Annotated in this window: 22 protein-coding genes; 8 read left to right on the top strand and 14 right to left on the bottom strand. The window is 71.0% G+C overall.

Annotated elements, in window-relative coordinates:
- Positions 1-56: 56 nt before the first annotated feature.
- Complete coding sequence (locus tag ACFU8V_RS05395; RefSeq protein ID WP_025104505.1) at positions 57-659, bottom strand: response regulator transcription factor; 603 nt, start codon at positions 657-659, stop codon at positions 57-59.
- Positions 656-1,849 carry a histidine kinase gene (locus ACFU8V_RS05390; RefSeq protein ID WP_338565424.1) on the bottom strand — a complete coding sequence of 398 codons (1,194 nt, stop codon included), beginning with the start codon at positions 1,847-1,849 and terminating at the stop codon, positions 656-658. The genes ACFU8V_RS05395 and ACFU8V_RS05390 overlap by 4 nt, the downstream gene beginning before the upstream one ends.
- Positions 1,850-2,006: 157 nt before the next feature.
- On the opposite strand from ACFU8V_RS05390, the gene ACFU8V_RS05385 reads away from it, so the two are divergent.
- A complete protein-coding gene (locus tag ACFU8V_RS05385) occupies positions 2,007-2,549 on the top strand; it encodes a small multidrug efflux protein (RefSeq protein WP_249521737.1) in 543 nt (180 codons plus the stop codon).
- A 37-nt stretch (positions 2,550-2,586) separates the two neighbouring features.
- Positions 2,587-3,489: an arginase family protein gene (locus ACFU8V_RS05380; RefSeq protein WP_249521738.1), complete on the top strand. Its 903-nt coding sequence runs from the start codon at positions 2,587-2,589 to the stop codon at positions 3,487-3,489.
- A gap of 24 nt (positions 3,490-3,513) precedes the next feature.
- Here the strand turns inward: ACFU8V_RS05380 and ACFU8V_RS05375 are convergent, their stop codons facing one another.
- The gene (locus ACFU8V_RS05375) at positions 3,514-4,806 is read right to left on the bottom strand and encodes a hemolysin family protein (RefSeq protein ID WP_029989632.1); all 1,293 of its coding nucleotides are present in this window, start codon (positions 4,804-4,806) and stop codon (positions 3,514-3,516) included.
- 94 nt (positions 4,807-4,900) lie between these two features.
- The gene (locus ACFU8V_RS05370; RefSeq protein ID WP_025104510.1) at positions 4,901-5,920 is read right to left on the bottom strand and encodes a TerC family protein; all 1,020 of its coding nucleotides are present in this window, start codon (positions 5,918-5,920) and stop codon (positions 4,901-4,903) included.
- A gap of 354 nt (positions 5,921-6,274) precedes the next feature.
- Here ACFU8V_RS05370 and aspS point away from each other — a divergent pair, with 354 nt between their 5' ends.
- Positions 6,275-7,576: an aspartate--tRNA(Asn) ligase gene (gene aspS / locus ACFU8V_RS05365; protein WP_378869589.1), complete on the top strand. Its 1,302-nt coding sequence runs from the start codon at positions 6,275-6,277 to the stop codon at positions 7,574-7,576.
- A gap of 59 nt (positions 7,577-7,635) precedes the next feature.
- Here the strand turns inward: aspS and ACFU8V_RS05360 are convergent, their stop codons facing one another.
- The 3 genes from ACFU8V_RS05360 to ACFU8V_RS05350 form a co-directional block, all read right to left on the bottom strand.
- Entirely contained in the window at positions 7,636-8,283 is a 648-nt protein-coding gene (locus tag ACFU8V_RS05360) for a GntR family transcriptional regulator (protein ID WP_025104512.1), read from the bottom strand.
- Positions 8,284-8,403: 120 nt separating this feature from the next.
- Positions 8,404-9,426, bottom strand: a complete 1,023-nt coding sequence (locus tag ACFU8V_RS05355; protein ID WP_303708504.1) for an NADP-dependent oxidoreductase — start codon at positions 9,424-9,426, stop codon at positions 8,404-8,406.
- Positions 9,427-9,466: 40 nt separating this feature from the next.
- Entirely contained in the window at positions 9,467-9,856 is a 390-nt protein-coding gene (locus ACFU8V_RS05350; protein WP_378869585.1) for a DUF1304 domain-containing protein, read from the bottom strand.
- A gap of 98 nt (positions 9,857-9,954) precedes the next feature.
- Here ACFU8V_RS05350 and ACFU8V_RS05345 point away from each other — a divergent pair, with 98 nt between their 5' ends.
- A complete protein-coding gene (locus ACFU8V_RS05345; protein ID WP_378869582.1) occupies positions 9,955-10,548 on the top strand; it encodes a TetR/AcrR family transcriptional regulator in 594 nt (197 codons plus the stop codon).
- Positions 10,549-10,609: 61 nt separating this feature from the next.
- Here ACFU8V_RS05345 and ACFU8V_RS05340 read toward each other — a convergent pair whose 3' ends face one another.
- On the bottom strand, positions 10,610-11,656 hold the full coding sequence (locus tag ACFU8V_RS05340) for an NAD(P)-dependent alcohol dehydrogenase (RefSeq protein ID WP_025104516.1): 1,047 nt from the start codon (positions 11,654-11,656) through the stop codon (positions 10,610-10,612).
- Between the two features lie 261 nt (positions 11,657-11,917).
- Here ACFU8V_RS05340 and ACFU8V_RS05335 point away from each other — a divergent pair, with 261 nt between their 5' ends.
- The 3 genes from ACFU8V_RS05335 to hrpB all read left to right on the top strand — a co-directional run bounded on the left by ACFU8V_RS05335 (position 11,918) and on the right by hrpB (position 16,749).
- Positions 11,918-12,346, top strand: a complete 429-nt coding sequence (locus ACFU8V_RS05335) for a MarR family winged helix-turn-helix transcriptional regulator (protein ID WP_025104537.1) — start codon at positions 11,918-11,920, stop codon at positions 12,344-12,346.
- 170 nt (positions 12,347-12,516) lie between these two features.
- Entirely contained in the window at positions 12,517-14,118 is a 1,602-nt protein-coding gene (locus ACFU8V_RS05330; protein ID WP_378869578.1) for an SPFH domain-containing protein, read from the top strand.
- A gap of 54 nt (positions 14,119-14,172) precedes the next feature.
- Positions 14,173-16,749: an ATP-dependent helicase HrpB gene (hrpB, locus tag ACFU8V_RS05325; protein ID WP_378869575.1), complete on the top strand. Its 2,577-nt coding sequence runs from the start codon at positions 14,173-14,175 to the stop codon at positions 16,747-16,749.
- Positions 16,750-16,768: 19 nt separating this feature from the next.
- Here hrpB and ACFU8V_RS05320 read toward each other — a convergent pair whose 3' ends face one another.
- From ACFU8V_RS05320 to ACFU8V_RS05300, 5 genes are all read right to left on the bottom strand, one after another.
- The gene (locus ACFU8V_RS05320; protein ID WP_126893472.1) at positions 16,769-17,503 is read right to left on the bottom strand and encodes an ABC transporter permease; all 735 of its coding nucleotides are present in this window, start codon (positions 17,501-17,503) and stop codon (positions 16,769-16,771) included.
- On the bottom strand, positions 17,500-18,285 hold the full coding sequence (locus tag ACFU8V_RS05315) for an ABC transporter ATP-binding protein (protein WP_338565415.1): 786 nt from the start codon (positions 18,283-18,285) through the stop codon (positions 17,500-17,502). Before ACFU8V_RS05315 ends, ACFU8V_RS05320 begins: the two co-directional genes overlap by 4 nt.
- A gap of 57 nt (positions 18,286-18,342) precedes the next feature.
- Positions 18,343-18,939: a TetR family transcriptional regulator gene (locus tag ACFU8V_RS05310; RefSeq protein ID WP_249521746.1), complete on the bottom strand. Its 597-nt coding sequence runs from the start codon at positions 18,937-18,939 to the stop codon at positions 18,343-18,345.
- A 28-nt stretch (positions 18,940-18,967) separates the two neighbouring features.
- Positions 18,968-19,690 carry an AAA family ATPase gene (locus tag ACFU8V_RS05305; RefSeq protein ID WP_378869570.1) on the bottom strand — a complete coding sequence of 241 codons (723 nt, stop codon included), beginning with the start codon at positions 19,688-19,690 and terminating at the stop codon, positions 18,968-18,970.
- A 103-nt stretch (positions 19,691-19,793) separates the two neighbouring features.
- Positions 19,794-21,287 carry an L-serine ammonia-lyase, iron-sulfur-dependent, subunit alpha gene (locus ACFU8V_RS05300; protein WP_303708510.1) on the bottom strand — a complete coding sequence of 498 codons (1,494 nt, stop codon included), beginning with the start codon at positions 21,285-21,287 and terminating at the stop codon, positions 19,794-19,796.
- 136 nt (positions 21,288-21,423) lie between these two features.
- Here ACFU8V_RS05300 and ACFU8V_RS05295 point away from each other — a divergent pair, with 136 nt between their 5' ends.
- Positions 21,424-21,696: a hypothetical protein gene (locus ACFU8V_RS05295; protein WP_062635578.1), complete on the top strand. Its 273-nt coding sequence runs from the start codon at positions 21,424-21,426 to the stop codon at positions 21,694-21,696.
- A gap of 92 nt (positions 21,697-21,788) precedes the next feature.
- Here the strand turns inward: ACFU8V_RS05295 and ACFU8V_RS05290 are convergent, their stop codons facing one another.
- Complete coding sequence (locus ACFU8V_RS05290; RefSeq protein ID WP_062635576.1) at positions 21,789-23,519, bottom strand: L-aspartate oxidase; 1,731 nt, start codon at positions 23,517-23,519, stop codon at positions 21,789-21,791.
- Positions 23,520-23,533 lie beyond the last annotated feature (14 nt).

The raw sequence follows: 23,533 nt of genomic DNA, 5'->3' as shown, positions 1-23,533 counted from the left end.
ACTCGGCGCCTCCATTCTCGCAGGCCGTGACGACCGAAACGGACGCGTGACGACGGTCAGATCCAGCCGCGCTCCTCGGCGACGAGCACGGCCTGCTGACGCGTGCTCACCGAGAGCTTCCCGAGGATGACGGAGATGTGGTTGCGCACCGTCCCCGGCGCCAGCGCGAGCGCCCGGGCGATCTGTCCCGTGGTCTCCCCGCGACGCCCGGCGCGGAGCACATCCAGCTCCCGATCGGTGAGCGGCGACCGCTCGTCGCTCAGCGCATCCGCGGCGATCTCCGGGTCGACGTACCGGGCGCCGGCCGCGACGCGGCGGATGATCGCGGCGAGCTCGTCCGCACCTCGCGACTTGGGCACGAACCCGGAGACGCCGGAGGCGAGCGCCCGCCGGAGCACTCCGGGGCGGGCGTGCCGGGTGACGACGATGCAGCGGGTGGCGATCGTGCGGTTGAGCCTCTCGGCGACCTGCACACCGTCGAGTCCCGGCATCTCCAGATCGAGCAGGCATACGTCGGGTTCGAGCCGGACGGCGGCGGCGACGGCCTCCTCGCCGTCCGCGCACTCCGCGACGACGTCGATGTCGGCCTCGAGACGCAGCAGGGCGGCGAGCGCGGAGCGGATCATGCCCTCGTCGTCGGCGAGCAGCACCCGGATCATCGGACGATCTCCGCCCGCGCGGGCACGGTGACCGTCACGACGAACTCGTCGGCGTCCCGCCGCTGCTCGAACGTGCCGCCCGCCTCGCCGATCCGTCGGCGGACGCCCTCGAGCCCGGAGCCGCCCGCTCCGTCCTCGGCCGCGGGGTCGGCGTCGTTGGCGACCTCGTACCGCCAGGCGTCCGCCGTCCGGTCGAGGATCAGGCGCGCGTGACCACCGCGTCCGTGCCGCAGGACGTTCGTCGTCGTCTCCCGGATCACCGGGCCGAGGTCGGCCGCGGGTGCCGCGTCCGCATCCGGGTGGATCCGCGCCTCCACCGTCAGTCCTGCCGCCACGAGCAGGTCTCGGGCGTTCGCCAGCTCGTCGCCGAGGGGCACGGATCGGAACCGCGTGGCGAGGTCTCTGGTGCCCTGCCGCGCGTCGTCGACGCTCGCCCTGGCGGCGCGGAGCTGCTCCATCCCCGCCTGCGGATCGGTGGGCAGCAGGCGCTCCGCCAGTTCGAGCTGCAGGGCGATCACCTGGAGATGATGCCCCTGGAGGTCGTGCACGTCGGTCGCCACGCGCAGGCGCTCCTGCGTCGCCGCCAGTCGCGCCTCCGAGGTACGTGCCCGATCGAGGGCCACGAGCACGTCCCACCACCACAGCGAGCTCACGGTCATCCCGGGCAGCATGACTCCGTAGAGCACCGGCACCCACACCGGGACCTCGGAGCCGAGGGGGGTGGTCGAGTCGAGCAGCGCGAGAGCGACGAGCACGACCGTCGCGGCCACGGCCACGCGCACCCGGATCCCGCGGGGCCAGCTCACCAGCACGAAGACCTGCACCACCGGCATCGCGGCGAGCTGCCAACTGCCGACCAGAGTCCCCGCCGCGCCGCCGTAGATCAGGGCGACGACGGTCGGCACGGCCAACCGCACCCAGCCCACCCCGGGGCCGGCGTCGACGCGATGACGGTAGTCGACCAGCAGCAGGACGGTCGACGCCGCCCAGAGCACCCCGCCGACCCCCACGACGAGCAGCGCGACTCCCGAGCGATCCAGTGCCACGGCGATGCCCAGCCAGGCGGCCACCAGCATGAGCTCGATGAAGACCACCCCGCCGACCGTGTACCACCAGGTGGCGGTGATGCCCCGCGCGAGCTGGCGGGCACCGGGACCGGGATCGGAGAAAGCGGGGGAAGGACTGCTCACGCTCCCCACGATAGAGGCGTGACACATGTCACGGGATCCGGGTGCGAACCGCACGGAGAGCGATGACGCGGCGGCACTGCCGCCTCGGGCCGCCATCGACTGGACTGGGGTCATCGCGACGGAGAGACCGTCTGCACCGACACCCGGAGCTTCCCCCATGAACCTCATCGAGACCTTCCAGAACCTCGTCGCCCAGGTCCCCGACCTCGTCCAGCCCCTCATCGTCGCCCTCGCCGGAGCGGTGCCGTTCGTCGAAGGCGAGGGTGCCGCGAGCATCGGCATCCTCGGCGGCATCCCGCCCGTGATCGCGGCCATCGCCGCGATGGTCGGCAACTTCCTCTGCGTCGCGATCCTGGTGCTCGCCAGCGCGGGCGCCCGCCGAGCCATCGTGGACCGCTCGCGGGCGAAGCAGCCGGTGACGGTGGGCGGCGGGACGAGCCTGGAGGCCGACGGCGTCCCGGTGGAGACCGGACGCGGCTCCGCCCGCCGCGAGAAGTTCCAGCGCGCGTTCGAGCGCTACGGCGTGCCCGGGGTGAGCCTGCTGGGACCGCTGCTGCTGCCGACGCACTTCACCGCCACCATGCTCGCCGCGTCCGGCATCGGCAAGGGGCGCATCCTCGTGTGGCAGGCCGTCGCGATCATCGGCTGGACGACCGTCATCGCGGTGATCGTGGGGAGCGCCGTCTACGCCATCCGCTGAGCGTCGAAATGTCGGACGCCCGGTGCAGGATGAGCGCATGATCACTCTGCTGTCGGCCCCCAGCAACCTCGGCCTGCGCCCACCGGAGCCCGGCAGCGTGCCCGGCTCCGCGAAGGCGCCGGAGGCGTTCCGGGAGGCGGGGCTGTTCCGGCGCTTCACCGATCAGGGCGCGAGCGACGGCGGCATCGTGCTCGCCGGACGCTACGTGGACGACGACGCCACGCGGCCCGCCGGCCGGGTGCGGAACGAGGCCGCCTTCGTCGACCACTCCCTCCGCCTGGCTTCGCGCATCGGCGAGGTCCTCGACGAGGGCCGCGCCCCGCTCGTGATCGGGGGCGACTGCGGCATCCTCGTCGGCGCCGGGATCGCCGTGAAGCGCCGTGGAGGCGCGGGCCTCGTGCACATCGACGGGCACACCGACTTCCGCCACCCGGGCAACAGCGACGAGTGCGCGAGCGTGGCCGGCGAAGCGCTGGCGGCCGCGGTCGGCGAGCACTGGCCGGCGATCGCCGACATCGGCGGACTCGCGCCGTACTTCTCCGCCACCCGCACGGCCCACATCGGGCACCGCGACGACGACGAGGAGCAGGAGGAGGTCCGCGGCCTCCTCGCGCGCGTCACGCCGGCGGCCGACGTCCTGGCACGAGGAGCCGACGCGGTCGCCGCTGAGACCGCCGCGTCCGCCGGCGGGCGCTACTGGTTGCAGCTCGACGTCGACGTGCTCGACCCGTCGGTGATGCCCGCCGTCGACAGCCCGGATCCGGGCGGCCTCGATGCCGCGGAGCTCACCGCCCTTTTGCGCGCCCTCGCCCCGCAGGCGATCGGGGCGAGCATCACCGTGTTCGACCCCGACCTCGATCCGGACGGCCGCTACGCCCAGCTCCTGACCGAGGTCCTCGGCGACGGACTGCGCGAGCTGGGCAGCGGAGCGCGCGACTGACGCGCCCCGTCACCCTGCTGCCCGTCAGTCCTCGGTGCCCCGCTCGGCACCCGGATCGGTGTGCATCGAGACGCGCACCCGCGCGATGCGCCGCCGATCGACCTCGGCCACCTGGATGGTCGCGCCCGGCACCTCGACGGTGTCGCCGACCACGGCGAGCCGGCCGAGCTGCTCGGTGACGAATCCCGCGATCGTGTCGGAAGACCCCCGGGGCATCGCGAGCCCCGTCGCCTCCTCGAAGTCCTGCAGGTTGAGGCGCCCGTCCAAGCCGTCGTCAGCGGAGATGAAGACCTCGGCGTCATACTCGTCGAAGATCTCGCCGACGACCTCCTCCACGAGGTCCTCCAGCGTGACGAGACCATCGGTGCCGCCGTACTCGTCCACGACGACCGCGATGTGGTGTCCCTCCGCCCGCATCCGGGTGAGGGTGGGCAACACCCGCGCGGTGGACGGGATGTAGGGGATGTCGCGGACGAGCCCCTGCAGCGGACGCTCCGGATCGTCGGCCGCAGCCTCGAAGAGGTCGCGCACGTGCACGAAGCCGGTGATGTCGTCGATCGACGTCTGGGACACGGGGTACCGGGAGAAGGGCAGCTCGCGGACCTGCTCCATCGCCGCCCCCACGGTCGCCGCTTCGTCGAGCGCCACGACCTCGGGACGCGGGCGCATGACCTCGCTCACCTGACGTCCGCGCAGGGAGAGCACGTCGTCGAGGATGCGGCGCTCGTCGTCGGGCAGGCCCTGGTGGGTCGCCACGATGTCGCGCACCTCCTCGTCGGTGAGCTCGTCGCTCGTCTTGTGCGGGTCGCCGCCGAGCACGCGGACGAGGGCGTTCGTCGAGACCGACAGCAGCCAGATCACCGGGCGCATGACGGTCGCGAAGCCGTTCAGCGCCGGCGCCACGGCGTACGCGAACTGCGCGTTGCGCTGGATCGCGAGCCGCTTCGGCACGAGCTCGCCGAGCACGAGCGACAGGTACGCGATGATCAGCGTCAGCACGATGGTGGCGAGCGTCATCGCGAGCGGAGGCGCGACACCCCAGCCCTCCAGCAGCGGCGCGACGGACGGCGCGATCGAGGTCGCGCCGTACGCGGCGGACGCGAAACCCGCCACGGTCACGCCGATCTGCACCGCCGAGAGGAAGGTGTTGGGGTTGCGGGCCAGGGCGGCGACTTTCGCTCCGCGACGGCCGCGAGCGGCGATCGCGTTGAGCTGGCTCTCACGCAGCGTGACCAGGGCCATCTCCGTCGCAGCGAAGACACCGCCGATCAGCACGAAGAGCAGGACGAGGGCGATGTTCCAGAGCAGATCGCCCATCAGCGGGCGACCTCCTCGGTGGCGGGGTGAGCACCCGGGATGAACCGGGTGCTCGTACTGTCAGAGTCCGAAGAGTCAGAACAGCGCTGCGCGCTCAAGAGTGCTCCTTGTCGATGGTGGGGGTGGAATCGGTCGAGGAAGAGACGGCGTTGCGGTGCCGGCGCGTCTTCATCAGGCTCGCGACGGTGGCGACCGCGATGGTCGCGGCGATGAAGAGCAGCGAGAACCAGATCGGGATCTCGGGCGCCCACAGCATCGGCTCGCCGCCGTTGATGAACGGCACCTCGTTGACGTGCAGGGCGTGCAGCACGAGCTTCACGCCGATGAACGCGAGGATGACGGCGAGGCCCTGGGCCAGGTACACCAGGCGCTCCAGCAGACCGCCGATGAGGAAGTACAGCTGCCGAAGACCCATCAGGGCGAACGCGTTCGCGGTGAACACGATGTACGCCTGGTCGGTGAGGCCGTAGATGGCGGGGATCGAGTCGACGGCGAAGACGAGGTCGATGAAGCCGATCGCGATGATCGTCAGCAGCATCGGCGTGACGTAGCGCTTGCCCTTCTGGACGACCGTGAGCTTGTCGCCGTTGTACTCCTCGCTGACGGGGAGGTGGCGACGGACGAACGTCATGAAGCGGCCGTTCGCGGGGTTGCTCTCGTGGCTGCTGAAGGCCTGGCGGTATGCGAGGAAGAGCAGCAGCGCGCCGAAGACGTAGAAGATCCAGGAGAAGTTCTCGATGAGGGTCGCACCGACGGCGATGAAGATGCCGCGGAGGATCAGCGCGATCACGATGCCGATCATCAGCACCTTCTGCTGATAGATCTTCGGCACCGCGAAGCCCGTCATCACGATGAGGAACACGAAGAGGTTGTCGATCGACAGCGCCTTCTCGGTGAGGTAGCCGGCGAAGTACTCGCCGCCGTAGGTCCAGCCGGACACCATGCCGATGCCCACGCCGAAGAGCAGCGCGAGGCTGATGTAGAAGATCGACCAGCGTGCGGACTCGCCGATGCTCGGCTCGTGCGGCTTGCGGACGTGCGCGAAGAACTCGTACACGAAGAACGCGATGGTGACCGCGATCGTGATGACCCAGATCAAAGGGGTGATTTCCAACGGGTACTCCAGACTCGGGCGTGACGGAACAGCGCCAAAGTCTTCCCCATCCCGAGCGGGACCGGTAGGCCGGGATGCAGACGCATCCGTAATGACGACCCGACCGTGTCGGAGTACTCCCCTTGGATAATCCAGGGTACGAGACGGTGCCCGAGCGATTCTGTGGATCTGCCGAGAACGCCCCTAGACTGGACGCGGCGACCGCCGGGGCGTGACGACCCCCGGCCTCCGGGCAGGCGGTCCCCGCGCGTCCGGCGTACCGACGAGAGGCCGGCTTCTCACCGGCGAAGGTGTGGTGGCACCGCGATCTGGCCCCCGCCCACACCTCCAGGGCTCCCACAACCTGGAGGAGAAATGAGAACACCCGACCCCGCCCGCACTCTCGCCGCGGAGCTCGCCGAGGCCGTCCCCGGCCGCCGTGTCACCCTGCTCGGTCACGTCCATCGCCGGAGGGAACTCGCCACCGTCGCCTTCCTGATCATCCGCGACCGTTCGGGCCTCGCACAGGTCGTGGTCCGTTCCGCCGAGCATCCAGCGGATGGCCTCCCTCCGGAGGAGACAGTGGTCCGCGTGACGGGGACCGTCGCCGCGAACCCGCAGGCCCCCGGCGGCGTCGAGATCGTCGACCCGCAGATCGAGAGCCTGTCGGAGCCGGCCGCACCGCCGGTCGTGGAGCTGTGGCGCCCGACGCTCGAGACGAGCCTGCCGACTCTGCTCGACCACGCGGCGGTGACCTGGCGTCATCCCGCACGCCGCGCGACCTGGCAGATCGCCGCGGCGAGCGTGCGCGCGTTCCGCCGGGTGCTCGACGCCGCGGACTTCACCGAGGTGCAGACCCCGAAGATCGTCGACACCGTGACCGAGTCAGGGGCGAACGTGTTCCCCGTCGACTACTTCGGTAGGACCGGGTACCTCGCGCAGAGCCCGCAGTTCTACAAGCAGCAGCTCGTCGGCGTGTTCGAACGCGTCTACGAGGTGGCGCCGGTCTTCCGAGCCGAGCCCCACGACACCGTGCGGCATCTGTCCGAGTACGTGTCGCTGGACGTCGAGCTCGGGTTCATCCGCGACCACCGCGACGTCCTTCGCCTCCTCGGCGACGTGCTGCGCGGCATGCTCGACGGCATCCGCGCCGACGCCGCGGAAGAGCTCGCGCTGCTCGACGTGACGCTCCCCGTCATCCCCGAGGACATCCCCGTCGTGCACTTCCGCGACGCGCTGCGCCGGGTCGGTGCTCCGGCCGACGAGCCCGACCTCTCCCCGGCGCACGAGCGGGCGCTCGGGGCATGGGCGAAGGAGGAGTTCGGCAGCGACGTGTTGGCCGTCGAGGGCTACCCGATGCGCAAGCGCCCGTTCTACACGCATCCGCAGGCTGACGACGCGGAGGGGAGCAACAGCTTCGACCTCCTGTTCCGCGGCCTGGAGCTCGTGACCGGTGGACAGCGTCTGCATCGGCACAGCGAGGTCGTCGCCGCGATCGAGGCGCGAGGAGAATCGCCCTCGGCGTACGCCGGCTACCTGGAGGCATTCGCGCACGGGATGCCTCCCCACGGCGGCTTCGCCATCGGACTGGAGCGCTGGGTGGGCCGCCTGGTCGAGGCGGCCAACGTCCGCGAGGTGACGCTGTTCCCGCGCGACGTCCATCGCCTCACGCCGTAGCCCCGGGACGCGACGAGGGCGACCGCGGTGTGCGGTCGCCCTCGTTCGTCAGCGCAGGATCACTCCGACATCTCGGCCAGTCCCGACTGCTCGGCCCGATCGATGATGGCTGGGAGCGTCTCATCGAAGAAGGTCACCAGCACGGCACGGGTCTTGACCGCGTCGCGCTCCGACGTCGCCTCGCGGATCGCACCGACGAACACCTCGACGGCGGACCAGTCCACGGCGTCCTTCGCGTGCTGGGTGAACCGACGGATCTGCGGGCCGAGGCGCTCGATGGAGTTGGCACGCGTGGCGTTGCCCTCGATCCGGGCGAAACCCGTCGCCGCGCTGCGGAGCGCCGCGCCGAACGCGATGATGTCCCGCGCCTGCACCGACGCCGCCATGTCGTCGGCCAGCTCGACGAGATAGGCCACATCGTCGTCCTGGATCACCGGCATGACGTGACGGACCGAGCCGATCCAGATGTCACCGAACAGGTCGACGGCGTTGCGCACCCGCTCCAGATCGATCGGAGCCACGCGGGTGTAGCGATTGCGCTGCATCTCGACGAGGCCGTTGTCGGCCAGGCGGTCGAGGGCATGACGGATCGGCGTCTTCGAGGTGCCGAGGCGTTCGGCGAGCTCGTAGTCGCGCAGGCGCTCGCCGGGCTGGAGTTCGCCGCTGATGATCGCATCCTGCAGGCGCACGAAAGCCTCGTCGCTCATCGACCGGCGTTCGAGGGGGCCGCCAGAGAGTGTCACACTGCCTCCAGTGGGGGTCATGGAGAGTGAAGTTCTACGTCTCAAGCAATATATCTCAAATGCGCTGGCGGCCCGCTCCGGACGTCAGGCGGAGGGCGTGACTCGCACGAGCATCTTCCCCGTGTTGGCTCCGCGCATCATGTCGAGGAACGCGTCGACCGTGTTCTCGATGCCGTCGACGATGGTCTCGTCGTAGGCGATCCGCCCTTCCGCGAACCAGCGGGTCATCTTCTCGCTGAACTCCGGCGACAGGTGCAGGTAGTTCGCCAGGGTGAAGCCCTGGAGACGGAGCCCGCGCGTGATGATGTTCGCCATGTTGTCGGGCCCGGGCACGCGCTCGGTGGTGTTGTAGCTCGTGATGGCGCCGCACAGCGCGATCCGGCCACCGTCGTTCATCACGTCGAGCGCGGCTTCGAGGTGGTCGCCGCCGACGTTGTCGAAGAACACGTCCACGCCCTCGGGCGCGAGGGCGGCGAGCTGCTCGCGCACCGGGCCGTCCTTGTAGTTGAACGCCGCGTCGTAGCCGTACTTCTCGGTCAGCAGGGCGACCTTCTCGGGTGAGCCCGCCGAGCCGATCACGCGGCCCGCGCCGAGGAGCTTGGCGATCTGACCGACAGCCGTGCCGACGGCACCGGCGGCGCCGGAGACGAAGACGGTGTCGCCCGGGGCGAGTCCGGCGATCGCGGTGAGGCCGACGTACGCGGTGAGGCCGGTCATGCCGAGGATGTGCAGGCGCAGCGACAGCGGCATGCCGGGCACCTCGGGCACGGCCCGGAAGGTCGACGCGTCCGCCTGCACGACATCGCTCCAGCCGTGCTGGTGCAGCACGACGGTGCCGATGGGGAGGTCGTCCGCCGCAGAGGCGACGACCCGGCCGATGGCGCCACCCGCGATGACCTCGTCGAGGGCGTAGGGGGCGACATAGCTGCGGACGTCGTTCATCCGCCCGCGCATGTAGGGGTCGACGGAGACGAACTCGTTCGCCACGCGCACCTCCCCCGGCGCCGGATCGCTCAGCTCGACCTCGACGGTGCGGAAGTCGTCGTGGGTCGGCCACCCCTCGGGGCGGCGGGCGAGCTGGATCTGGGTGCTGATGGCGTGGGACATTACTCTCCTTCGTGAGGATCTGGGGGGGCTGCGGCCGGACTCAGACGAGGAGGCCGATGGCCAGCGCGATGACGCCGAGCGCCGGGATGACGCCCTGCTTCAGGGCGGCGGACGCCTTGTCAGGGCTCGACAGCAGCAGCACGAGGCTCGCGGCGACCATCGATCCGGCGCCGGTGAAGACGAGGGTCGCGCCGACGGCCGTCGCTCCCGTGGCGAAGAGGACGATGCCGAGGAGGACGGCGATCGCAAGGAACAGGTTGTAGAAGCCCTGGTTGAAGGCGAGCTCCTTCTGTCGCCCGGCCTCCTCCGCCGTGCCGGTGCCGAACGTGCGGCGAGCGCGCGCGCTGGTCCAGGCGAACGACTCGAGCCAGAAGATGTAGACGTGCACGAGCGCGGCGATGCCTGCGAGCACGAGTCCGGCGATGACCATGGCAGTCCCCCTTCGACGCGGCGAGGCCGCGCATTCTGTATCGGTCGTTCCAATATATACTGGATCGAGCGATTCACAAAAGGGCAGGAGCAGGGCGGATGGGGCGCACACAGACCTTCGACACCGCGGAAGCGGTCCGCGCGGCACGCGGCGTGTTCTGGGAGCGCGGCTTCGAGAGCGCGCCGCTGCCCGAGCTCGAGCGCGCGACCGGTCTCAGCCGCTCGAGCATCTATCACGCCTTCGGTTCCAAACGTGGACTCTTCGACGCCGCCGTCGAGAGCTACCTGGACGAGGTCATCCGCCCGCGCCTCGCCCCGTTGACGGGTGAGACCGTGGCGCCGGAGGCCCTGGAGACCTATCTCGGCAGACTACGCGCGGCCCTGCTGACGACGGGCAGCCTCCCGGCGACGAGCGGCTGTCTGCTGGTCAACACCGCCGCCGCCCCCATCGGCACCGACGACGCGGTCGCCCGGGTCGTGGCGTCCTATCGCGCGGAGCTCCGAGAGGCATTCGCCCGCGGCGTCCGGGCTGCTCTCCCCGCGCTCACGGGAACGGAGATCGAGACCCTGGCCGACGCCTGCACGGGGCTCGTGGTCTCCGCCTTCGCCCTCGTGCGCGTGGCCCCCGACGCGGCGGCGAGTGCGATCGATGCGGCGCTCGCCCTCCTCGCCGACCGGCGACGCCGCGGCTGAGGCCGCACCGAGACGACGAACGCCCGGGAGGGCGATCCCTCCCGGGCGTTCGAGGCCGACGTCAGGGGACGATGACGGCGCGTCCGCGGATGCTGTTCGACGCGAGGTCTTCGTACGCCTTCGGGCCGTCGTCGAGCGTGTAGCTCTCGGTCTGGACGTGGATCTTGCCGGCGCGGGCGAGGTCCAGCACCTCGATCAGCTCGGCGCGCGAACCCCAGTATGGGATGCGCACGGCCGCGTCGTAGGCGATCGAGCCGAAGCCGAGCGTCATGCTGCCTCCGCCGATGCCCACGATCGTGATGTCGGCCTCGAGCGCGGCCACGCTCTGCGCCAGGGCGATCGTCGGGTTCGCGCCGACGAAGTCGAACACGGCGTTCGCGCCGAGACCGCCGGTGAGCTCGCGGATCTTCTCGGCCGCCGACGCGTCGCTGATCAACACGTGATCCGCGCCGACCTCGGTGGCGAGCTTCAGCTTCTCGTCGTTCACGTCCAGCGCGATGACCGTGGCACCCGAGATGGCCTTGAGGATCTGGATGCCGACGTGGCCGAGCCCGCCGGTGCCGATCACGACCGCGACCGTGCCGGCGCCGAGCTTCGGAAGCGAGTTCTTGATCGCGTGGTACGGGGTGAGGCCCGCGTCGGTCAGCGAGACGTTCTGCACGGGGTCGAGGTCCCCGAGCGGCACGAGGTGGCGCGCGTCGTCGACGATCATGTACTCGGCCATCGACCCCTGGCTGCCCAGGCCCGGAGGACGGATGCCCTCGGCGGCGGCGTTCGTGCAGTAGTTCTCCTTGCCCATCGAGCAGTTGTGGCAGCGGCCACAGCCCCAGGGCCCGTAGACGGCCACGGCATCTCCGACCTTGAGCGTCGAGTCGACGCCCTCGCCGATCTCGTGCACGACGCCGGCGCCTTCATGCCCGAGCGTCAACGGCAGCGGGTAGCCCTGCTCGTGGTAGTCCTTCTCGGAGAGTCCCATGACGTAGTCGTCGGAGTGGCAGACACCACCCGCGGTGATCTTGAGCAGGACCTGTCCGGGGCCGGGCTTCGGAATCGGGATGTCGACCACCACCGGGGGCTTGCCGATCTCGACGTAGCGGAGAGCTTTCATGAGCATCTTCTTCCTGGCGTTCGAGAGGTCTGCCGCGCGGTGCGGAGGCGGGGGCTCTCGAAACCGTCCCTTCCAGTATCCGCCCGAATCATCGTGATCAAACCGTTGCATTCGTTACCTCGCCGTTATACAGTGATCACACGGTGAATGTTTGCTGTGGCATCCACCGCATGTGATTGCAGGACACTCTTGGTGCAAGGGACAAGGGCCGGTCGGGAGCCTCTCCGACCGGCCCTTTACTGCGCCCGGTACTCTGTGAGGATGACCGATCGGAAGCTCGCGCTGGAGGCCTGGGAAAGCCTCTTCCGCGCGCAGCACGAACTGTTCACCGAGATGGCGGCCGACTTCGACACCGGCGACATCACGCAGGCCGAGTACGACGTGCTGCTCACCGTCACGCGCTCGCCGGAGATGACCGCCCGCCTGCGCGACATCACCGCCAACATGCTCATCAGCCAGCCGAGCGTCTCCCGCCTCGTCGACCGGATGGTGACGCGGGGACTGGTCGCGAAATGCGCCGACCCGGACGACGGCCGCGGCGCCCTGATCCGCGCGACGGACGAAGGCGCCCGGGCGTTCCGTGCGCTCGCGACCGTGCACGGCCGGTCCATCGCCGACCGGATGTCCCGGCTCGACGACGAGGAGCTGCGCCTGCTCCGCGACCTCGCGGAGAAGCTCCGCACCCGCTGACCCGCACGCTCCTCCACAATCGTCGCGGTCGGTGGCGTCTCCACCGACGACGGGATCATGACGCCCGCGACGGGGCGGTCGTCGCTTTTCTGGCAGGGTGGGTTGCGCACGCCCACATCGACCGTGGGCATATCGGACCGCCCCCTCGGGGGGAACCAGGGAGGTCATCCATGGAGATCGCCGGAATCATCGGCATCCTCACCATCGTCGGGATCGCGGTCGTCGCCGCGATCGTCGTCCTGCTGATCCTGCTGCTGTTCGCACGCAGCTGGATCAAGGTCGCTCGCGCCGACGAAGCGCTCGTCATCTCCGGACGCAAGCAGAAGGTGCAGCGCGCCGTCATCGGCGCCGACGGCACCAGCAGCTCTGAGATGTCGGAATCGCCCGTCACGGTCATCGTGAACGGCAAGTCGCTCGTCAACCCGATCACCCAGCGCCACGAGATCATCTCCCTCCGGTCGCGGCAGGTGTCGCTCAACGCCGAGGCGCAGTCGCTCGACAACGTGACGCTCAACGTCGACGGCGTCGCGATCGTGAAGATCGGCTCCGACCCGCTGCTGGTGCGCCGGGCCGCCGAGCGCTTCGCCTCCCAGGACAAGGCCATCGAGCAGTTCACCACCGAGCAGCTCGAGGGCGCCCTGCGCGGCATCGTCGCGACGCTCTCCGTCGTGGAGCTCATGCGGGAGCGCAAGAAGTTCTCCGACCAGATCGCCGCCGACGTCTCCCAGGAGCTCGCCGAGCAGGGCCTCATCCTCGACTCCTTCCAGATCAAGGGCATCACCGACAAGGTCGGCTACATCCAGTCCCTCGGTGCCCCGGAGATCCAGGCGAAGCGCCAGGCCGCGGAGATCTCGCAGACCAACGCCGACCGCGCGATCAACCAGAAGAACATCGCGAACCAGGAGGCGAACCTCGTCGAGCAGACCGCGCTCGACACGAACACCGCCAACGCCAACGCCGGCATCGGCCGCGCGCGCGCCGAGGCGGAGCAGGCCGAGCAGCTCGCCCGCGCCCAGGCCGAGCAGGCCGTGCTGCAGCAGCAGGCCGAGAACAAGCAGGCGCAGCTCGACGCCGACGTCAAGCGCGTCGCGGACGCGCAGCGGTACGAGGCGGAGACCCGCGCGCAGGCCGAGCTCTACACGCGTGAGCGCGCGGCCGAGGCGGCGGCGATCGAGCAGGTCAAGCAAGCCGAGGCGCGCACCCGCATCGCCGAGCAGCAGGCGCAGGCCGACAAGGCGCGCGCCGACGGTGAGGCGGCGGCCGCGATCGCGAAGGCCACCGGTGACGCCGACGCGCTGCGCGCCCAGGCGGAGGCGGAAGCCGAAGCCCGTCGCCTGCGCGCCAACGCCGAGGCCGAGGCGATCCGCGCCGAGGGTGAGGCCCGTGCCGCCGCCGTCGAGGCTGAGGCCAAAGCCATCGCCTCCAACCAGGACGCGTTCCTCTCGCAGCGCGTTCTGGAGGTGCTGCCCTCGATCATGTCCGAGTTCGCGAAGGGCTACGCCGCGATCGGCAGCGTCTCGATCGTCGGCGGATCCGGCGAGGACGGCGCGTCCAACGTCGTCGGTGCCGACAGCGCGAAGGCCCTGCGTTCGGTCTTCGACAGCGTGCACTCCGCGACCGGGCTCGACCTCGCCGGCATCATCCAGGGACAGGCCGTCGGCCGCGGTTTCGGGGCGGGAGTCGCCGAAGCGTCCGCGCCCGCCCCGGCGCCGCGTACGCCCGCGCCGACCACTCCACCGCCGCCCGCGCCGCCCGCTCCCGCCGCGGAGTAGGCAGCGTACGACAGCGGATGCCGCGGCCGATCGGGTCGCGGCATCCGCTGTCTCATGACCGGGCAGACTGGACGGGTGACCCGCGCCGCCTTCGACCTCACCGCCATCGGCGCCGGTCTGTCTTTCGAGGGCGCCCTCGACGACCTCTCCACCGCCCTCGACACGAGCGGATCCGTGGTCGTGACCGCGCCGCCAGGTACGGGCAAGACCACGCTCGTCCCGCCGCTCCTCGCCTCACGCCGCACCGGACGCGTGATCGTCACCCAGCCGCGCCGGATCGCCGCGCGCGCGGCCGCTCGCCGACTCGCACAGCTCGACGGCACACCCCTCGGCTCCCGGGTGGGCTTCACCGTCCGCGGCGAGCGCACTGTCGGGCCGGACACGAGGGTCGAGTTCGTCACCGCTGGCGTGCTCCTGCGACGGATGCTCGACGACCCCGGACTCGACGGCGTGAGCGCGGTCATCATCGACGAGGTGCACGAGCGTGCCCTCGAGACCGACCTTCTCCTCGGCCTGCTCTCCGAGGTGCGCGAGCTGCGAGATGACCTCGTCGTCATCGCGATGTCCGCGACCCTCGACGCCGACCGGATCGCCGCGGTCATCGGCACCGAGGAGTCTCCCGCGCCGATCGTCGACCACGACGTCCCGGCTTTCCCCCTCACCGAGCGCTGGGCACCAGGTTCCGCGCCCCGCCTCGACGAACGCGGAGTCACCCGGGGCTTCCTCGACCACGTCGCGAGTGTCACCGCCACCGCCGCCGCCGAGCTCGTCCGGGAAGATCCCGAAGCCGATGTGCTCGTGTTCGCCCCCGGCGCGCGCGAAGTGGCGGAGATCGCGCGACGAGTCCGCGACCGGAACAGCGCCTTCGACGTCCGGGAACTGCACGGCCAGATCCCGCCGGCGGAGCAGGACGCCGTGATCCGCGGTCGTGCGTCGGAAGCCCGGCCCCGCATCATCGTCGCCACCTCCCTCGCCGAGTCGTCTCTCACGGTGCCGGGTGTGCGGCTGGTCGTGGACAGCTGTCTGGCCCGGCAGCCGCAGCGCGACGCCGCCCGCGGGATGACCGGTCTGGTCACCACCGCCGCCTCCCGTTCCTCGTGCGTGCAGCGAGCCGGACGCGCCACTCGACAGGGCCCCGGCACCGTCATCCGCTGTGTGGACGAGCGCACCTATGCTGCCGCTCCTGCGCGGCCGTCGCCGGAGATCGCCACGGCAGACCTCACCGACGCCGCCCTCCTGCTCGCCTGCTGGGGCGCCCCGGGCGGCGCCGGCCTGCGCATGATCGAACCGCTGCGAGCCGACAGCCTGGCCGATGCCGTCACGGTGCTCCGCGGTCTCGGAGCGATCGACGACGACGGGCGCGCCACGGCAGAGGGCCGTGCGCTGGCACGAATCCCCACCGATCCCCGGTTGGCCAGAGCGCTGCGGGACGGCAGCCCCGCGGTGGGGAGCCGGCTCGCCGCCGAGGTCGTGGCGCTTCTCGGCGGGGACCAGCGCATCCCGGACGCCGATGTCGCCCGCGCTCTCGTCGCGTTGCGCGGAGGGAGCACGGCCGAGGCCCGGCGGTGGCGCGAGGACGCTCGCCGTCTGGAACGCCTGGTCGCTCCGGCACCGGACACCCGCGCCGGTCTCGACGGCGTCGGTCTCGTGATTGCGCTGGCCTTCCCCGAGCGCGTCGCCCACCGCGCCGAGCACTCGGGATCGGGAGCGACGTTCCTGCTGGCGTCCGGCACCCGGGCCGGTGTCAGCGGCGCCCTGGCCGCGTCGGAATGGCTCGCCGTGGCCGACGTCGCCCGAGCCTCGTCCCGGACGGCAGCCGGCTCCGGTGCGGTCATCCGCGCCGCAACGGCCTTCACCGAGGAGCAGGTGGAGCGCGCGGCAGGCCCCTTGATGAGCGACCGCGTCGAGGCCGAGTTCGTCGGAGGCCGCGTACAGGCCCGCCGCGAACGCCGGATCGGTGCGATCGTGCGCTCATCGGTGCCGGTGCGCCCGTCGGCCTCGGAAGGCCGGGATGCCGTGGGCCGAGCACTCCGACGCGATGGCCTCGGCATGTTCACGTGGTCCGACGGGGCGGAGGCCCTGCGCCGCCGACTCGCGCTACTGCGACGTGAGCTCGGAGACCCCTGGCCCGATGTGTCGGACGCGGGTCTGCTCGCATCGCTCGACGTGTGGCTGGCACCGGAGCTCGACGCTCTCGCCTCCGGCACGCCCGCGAGTCGGCTGGATCTGTCATCCGCCCTTCGTCGTCTGCTGCCCTGGCCCGAGGCCGTGCACCTCGATGCGCTCGTCCCGGAGCGGCTCGAGGTGCCCAGCGGCTCCCGTGTACGCATCACCTACCCGGAGCCCGACGGCGACGCGACCGCACGGCCCGTCGTGGCGGTGAAGCTGCAGGAGTGCTTCGGCTGGGCGGAGACTCCCCGGCTCGTGGACGGCCGCGTCCCCGTGCTCTTCCATCTGCTGTCCCCGGCGGGGCGGCCGCTCGCGGTCACCGACGACCTCGCCTCGTTCTGGTCGGGCCCCTACGCCCAGGTACGCGCCGAGATGCGCGGCCGCTACCCCCGGCACCCGTGGCCCGAGGACCCGTGGGCCGCCGTGCCGACGAAGCACACCAAGAACCGCGCCGCGCGCTGACCCAGGCCAAGACTCCGGCTCAGCGTGTGCGCCGCCGCAGCGTGAGCGCGGCCAGCACCAGAGCGCCGACGGCGAAGGCCACGACGATGAGCAGCGGACCGAACACGTCCCCACCGTCGTCCCCCGCCGCGACCGCGTTGATCGTGTCGATCGCGTAGCTCAGCGGCAGCCAGTCGGAGATGGCGTACAGCACGTCGGGCATCTGGTCCCGCGGCATGAACAGACCGCCGAGGATGATCTGCGGGAACACCAGCAAGGGCATGAACTGCACCGCCTGGAACTCGGTCTGGGCGAACGCGCTCGCCAGGAGCCCCAGCGCCGTGCCGAGCAGGGCATCGACCACCGCGACGAGACCCAGCTGCCACAGCGGCCCGTCCACGTCGAGCCCGCACACCCCGACCGCGAACGAGACCGTGATCACCGCCTGCAGCAGAGCCATCAACCCGAACGCGAGCGCGTAGCCGAGGATGAAGTCGGCCTTCTCGAGCGGCGTGGTCATCAGCCGTTCAAGCGTGCCCGAACGACGCTCCCGCAGGGTGGTGATCGACGTGATGAGGAACATCACGATGAACGGGAACAGCGCCAGGATGGCACCGCCGAACTGGTCGAACACACCGTCCTGCTCGCTGAACAGCCAGGCGAAGAGACCGACGAGCAGGCTCGGGGCGATGAGCATCAGGGCGATGGACCGCGGGTCGTGTCGGAGCTGCGTGAGCACGCGGCCGGCGGTCGCGAACAGCCGGCGGCCGTTCATGTCCCGTCCTCCTCCTGGCGTTCCTGGGCTTCTCGGCGTGCGCGCCTGGTGGTCGCGGTGCCGGCGGCCCTGTCCCGTTCGATCAGCGCCAGGAACGCGGCCTCGGCGTCGGTCGTTCCGGTGTCGGCGAGCAGTGCGGACGGCGTCGTGTCGGCGATGATCCTCCCCTCCCGCATCAGCAGCAGCCGGTCGCAGCGCACCGCCTCGTCCATCACGTGACTCGACACGATGAGCGTGACGCCCCGGTCGGCCAGCCGGCGGAACAGGGTCCAGAGCTCCGCGCGCAGCACGGGGTCGAGTCCGACGGTCGGCTCGTCCAGCACGATGAGCTCCGGGGAGCCGATCAGGGCCGTCGCGAGCGACACCCGCGTCGCCTGGCCGCCGCTCAGCGCATCGACGAGCTGTGTCGCCTGCGCGTCGAAACCGACCTCCTGGATGACCCGGTCGACGTCGCCCTTCGGCGCCTTCAGGAGCGCGGCGAAGTAGGCGAGATTCTGCCGCACGCTGAGATCGCCGTAGACCGAGGCGCCCTGCGTGCCGTACGCGACACGGTGCCGGAGCCGGCGGGACCCGCCCGGCTCGCCGAGAACGGTCACGTCACCGGAGGCGATCCGCTGCACACCGACGATCGACCGCATGAGCGTGGTCTTGCCGCACCCGGAGGGGCCGAGGAGACCTGTGATCTGGCCGCGGGGAACGGCGAGGTCGATGGCGTCGAACACGGACACGGCCCCACGCCGCACGCGGAGCTGCGTGATCTCGACGGCCGCATTATTCATCATGCGATGAATTATGCGCCTCGCCTCGTCGGGCGTCAACGCCTCTCGCCGCGGCGCGGGTCAGTCGAAGAGGTAGCGCTGGACGGTGGGGCCGACGCGGCCGACGAGCTCGTCGACGGAGGCGCCGGCGAGCGCGGGAAGCTGCAGGACGTAGCGGCCGATGAGCATGCCGGCGATCTGCGACGCGACGAGGGCGGCACGGAAGTCGGCGTCCTCCACGTCGAGGCGGCGCGCCACACGGGAGAGCAGTTCGCGGGAGAGGAAGCCAGCGAGCAGGGGCGTCGTCAGTCTGCTCCCGATCGCCGTACGCAGGAGCAGCACGCCGCGGCGGCGCACGTCGGGCTTCTCGAACGCGTCGAGCACATAGCGGACGAGCCGGGCCCCCGCTTCGTCCTTCGGCCCCGCGAGGATCTCGGGGACGTCGAGGTCGGGGCGCAGCGGTATTCCGGCGGCCTCGGCGAACAGGTCGGCCTTGGTGCCGAAGTAGTGGTGGACGAGCGCGGAGTCGACCCCGGCGCGGGCGGCGATCGACCGCACCGTCGCGCCGTCGTACCCCTGCGCACCGAACTCGTCGACGGCCGCGGACACGATGCGCTCGCGGGAGTCGGTGCCGCCGCGCGGGCGCCCGCGTCGTCTCGGCGCCTTCTGTTCGGTCATGCCCGCCAGCCTACGGCTCCGCGGATCCTCACTCACCGAGCAGATGCCGGAGATACCGCTGCGGCTGCCCGAGGAACGAGCGCCAGTGGTTCACGATCTCGAGGTCCTCCCAGGCGGTCGGGCGGAGTCCCCACTCCCCGACCTCCAGGATGGCCGCACCCGGAAGCGCCGCGAGCACCGGCGAGTGCGTGGCGCACAGCACCTGGCCGCCCTCGTCGGCGATGCGCTGTAGCACGGCGATCAGCGTGAGAGTCGAGTGGAACGACAGCGCGGCCTCCGGCTCGTCCAGGCAGTAGAACCCCGGATCATCGAAGCGGCTGTCGAGCAGGGCGAGGAACGACTCCCCGTGGCTCATCTCATGGAAGGGCACATCGCCGCGCAGGGAGGGGTTCTCCTCGAGATACGTGTAGAACGAACGCATCGTCTCCGCCCGGAGGAAGAACCCCCAGCGGTGCGCCCCGACGCCGCGCTGGAGGCGCAGCCAATCCGACAGCGGCGACTCGCTCGGCCGCGTCCGGTGCTGCGCCTGGCGGGACCCGCCTTCCGGGGAGAGACCGTACGCGATCGCGATGCCCTCGACGAGGGTGGACTTCCCGCTGCCGTTCTCGCCGACGAGGAAGGTCACTCCCGGCCCGAGATCCAGTCCCTCGCGCAGCACCTGGGCCACCGCGGGGATGTTCGTCGGCCACGTCCCGTTCGGGATCGGCGCTTCCTCGTTCGGCCGCACCGCGACGACCGGCTGCTGCCGCATGTGCCTCTCCCTCCTCCGTCGACCCACCCCTCTGTGTGCCTGCCACCCCCCTCCGTGCGCACGCAACGGGCCGGGGCGCGCGAAAGGGGGTGGGCCGGCGAGGTCAGCACTCGATGACGTTCACCGCCAGACCACCCTCGCTGGTCTCCTTGTACTTCGTCGACATGTCGAGGCCCGTCTGGCGCATCGTCTCGACGACGGCATCCAGCGAGACGTAGTGGCTTCCGTCGCCGCGGAGCGCGAGGCGGGCGGCGGTGACGGCGGTCGAGGCGGCGATCGCGTTGCGCTCGATGCACGGGATCTGCACGAGTCCCCCGATCGGGTCGCACGTGAGGCCGAGGTGGTGCTCCATCGCGATCTCCGCGGCGTTCTCGATCTGCCGGTTCGTGCCGCCCATCACCGCGGTGAGCCCGCCCGCGGCCATCGCGCACGCGGAGCCGACCTCGGCTTGACACCCGCCCTCGGCGCCGGAGATCGAGGCGTTGGCCTTGAACAGCGACCCGAGGGCGGTGGCCGTCAGCAGGAACCTGCGGATACCCCGGCGGCGGTTGGCCTCCGCGATCTCCGCGTCCTCGCCGTCGAGTGCGGGAGGCGACGGCGGAGCCCCGTCGAACCCGAGCAGCGCGCTGCCGACGAGCTCGCCGTACGGCGTGACCGCGTTCCCGGCACCGAGGCCCGAGTCGGCGAGGAAGCGCCACCAGTACATCGCCACCGCCGGGAGGATGCCCGCCGCGCCGTTGGTGGGTGCCGTCACGACGCGGCCACCCGCCGCGTTCTCCTCGTTCACCGCGAGCGCGAACGCCCCGAGCCACTCGCCGGGGAGCTCCCGGTGCCCGTCGGCTTCGACCGCCTCGAGCTGCGCGCGGATCGTGCCGGCGCGGCGCTTCACCTGCAGCATGCCCGGAAGGACGCCCTCGGCGTGCAGGCCGGCGTCCACGCAGCCCGCCATCGCGTCCCAGATCGCATCGAGGCCGGCGGCGACCTCCTCCTCGCTGCGCAGTGCCGTCTCATTGCGGCGGGCGACCTCCGCGATGGACAGGCCATGCTCATCGCAGAGGGCGAGCAGCGAGGCGGCATCGGCATAGGGATGCGGGAAGGCGCCGGTCGAGAGGTGCGCCTCCTCCCCCTCGCGCCGGATGAACCCGCCGCCGATCGAGTAGTACGTCTGCTCGAACAGGGTGGTCCCGTCGGCATCACGGGCGATGAGCGTCATGGCGTTCGGGTGGCCGGGGAGTCGGGTCCGGGGCGCGAACACGATGTCGTCCTTCTGGAACGGCACCGCATGGGCGCCGTCGATCCGCAGCGGCTCCCCCTCCGGATACGCGGACCACGCCGCACGGACGGCCGCCGGATCGCACGTCTCGGGAGCGAGACCGCGAAGCCCCGCGACCACCGCGTCCGGGGTGCCGTGGCCGATCCCTGTGGCGCCGAGCGAGCCGTACAGCGTGCACTCGACGCGGCCGACACGGTCCAGTTCCCCGGAGGCGGTCAGCTGCCGCGCGAAGTCGAGCGCGGCGCGCATGGGTCCGACGGTGTGCGAGCTGGACGGGCCGACGCCGATGGAGAAGAGGTCGAAGGCCGAGACGTACGCAGTCACCCCTCCAGGCTACGCCGAGTTCGGGATTCCGGTTCACCGCGATTAACCGCGTGGCCGGCGGGTCCGCGTCAAGGCCCTTCATCTCCCGGAGAGGCGGAGGCAGGCTGAGAGCACGACATCGCAGAAAGGGACGATCATGACCGACAGCACTCCCGAACCGACCGCGAACGACGATCTCTCGCCCGAGGCGCAGACCCCCACCCCGACCCCGGCCTCCGACACCACGGAGGGCGAGGCGACGACGCCGGAGCAGGCGGACTCCCCCGAGGACGCGGACCCGGCCGAGGTCCCGAGCACCGAGGAGCTGGAGGAGCCCAGCACCGAGAAGGCCCCGGGCGAGGAGCCGAAGGCCCCGAAGCGCGACGACCCGGAGCCTGACCACGAGGCCGTCGGCCTCGGCGTCGACTGACTCCCGCCCCGAGACCCCGCACTATCGTCGAGACCCCGCCCTGCTGATGCGTGCAGGGCGGGGTCTCGACGCGAAACCGGGGTCTCGGGGAACTACTCGACGAGCTTGCCGGTCGTGTCGACGTCGCGCATGAGCTCGGCGATCTCGTCGGGAATCGCGGGGATCTCCTCGCGGGTCACGCCGGCGGTCGGCGACCAGACGAGGTTCACCTGCAGCGTGGGATCGGTGTCCGGGAAGTCGCTGCGGTTGTGGCATCCGCGGGTCTCCCGCCGCTCCCGCGCCGCCTCCAGCGTGGCTCGGGCGGCGAGCGCGGAGGCCTTGAGGTCGAACGCGTGCGCGAGGTCCTGGAACCCGGCGATGTCCGGGTGGATGCCGATGTCCTCCATCCGCCCCTCGATCATGTCGAGGTCGGCGAGGCCGGCGTTCAGCCCGTCCTCCGACCGCACCACACCGGCGTACTCCGTCATGAGGTTGCGGATCGCGCGCTGCAGAGCCCGCACGTTCTCGCGCCCCTCCGCGGCGAGGAGGTCGTCGATCTCGGCACGGGCGGCGGCGACCGCATCGGCCGACCGGCGCTGGGCGTCGAGCCCCGCGGCGTGGGCCATCGCGGCCTGACCGACGATCCGGCCGTAGACGAGCAGCTCGATGAGGGAGTTGCCCCCGAGACGGTTCGCGCCGTGGAGTCCGCTCGACGCCTCCCCGATCGCGTACAGCCCGTCGACGTCGGTCTGGTGGTCGTCCGGCCGCACCCACACTCCGCCCATCGAGTAGTGCGCGGTCGGCGCGATCTCGATCGGCTCCGCCGTGATGTCGAGCATCTGCAGCTCCATCATCGTCTGATAGACGCGCGGAAGCCGGGTCATGATGGTCTCGCGGGGCAGGTGCGACACATCGAGCCAGACGCCGCCGTTCGCGGTGCCGCGCCCTTCCTGGATCTCGGTGTAGGCGGCGAGCGCGACCCGGTCCCGCGTCGACAGCTCCATCCGCTCGGGGTCGTACTTCGCCATGAACCGCTCGCCGAGGGCGTTGCGGAGGATGCCGCCCTCCCCGCGCGCGGCCTCGGAGATGAGCGTGCCGGCGGCGTTCTCGGGCTCGATGATGCCGGACGGATGGAACTGCACCAGCTCCGGATCGCGAAGTCGCGCCCCCGCCTCGACGGCGAGCCGGAAGGAGTCTCCGGTGTTCTCGTCGCGGCGCGACGACGTGCGGCGCCAGATGCGGTTGTGTCCGCCGGCGGCGAGGATCACGGCGTCCGCATGGATGAGGTAGCGCGTGCCGTCCGCCTGGTCGAAGCCATAGGCGCCGAAGACGACGTTGTCGCGCACGAGCAGACGTGTGATGTAGACGTTGTCGAGGATGGGGACGTCGAGCTGCTCCGCGCGGGCGACCAGCGTCCGCTGGATCTCGAGGCCCGTGTAGTCGCCGGCGAAGGCCGTGCGGCGGTACGTGTGCGCGCCGAAGAAGCGCTGCGAGATGCGGCCGTCCCCTTCGCGGGCGAAGTCCATGCCCCAGCGCTCGAGGTCGCGGATGCCGCGTTCGGCACCCTGGGTGACGATCTGGACGGTGTGGGGGTTGGCGAGGAGGTAGCTCTCCTTGATCGTGTCCGCCGCGTGCTGCTGCCAGCTGTCCTCGGCGTCCATCGTGCCGAGGGCCGCGTTGATGCCGCCGGCCGCGAGCGACGTGTGGGCGTCCTGCCGGGGGCGCTTGCCGACGGCGAGCACGTCGACGCCGTGCTCGGCGACCTCGATCGCGGCGCGGAGCCCGGAGCCTCCGGTGCCGATCACGAGGACCGTGGTGGAGATCTGTCGTTCGGGTGCATTCATGCTCTCGACGCTAG

Source organism: Microbacterium sp. NPDC057658 (assembly GCF_042799975.1).
Lineage (GTDB): Bacteria > Actinomycetota > Actinomycetes > Actinomycetales > Microbacteriaceae > Microbacterium.
The sequence above is the reverse complement of the archived record's forward strand: the minus strand, read 5'-3'. Positions and strand labels throughout refer to the sequence as shown.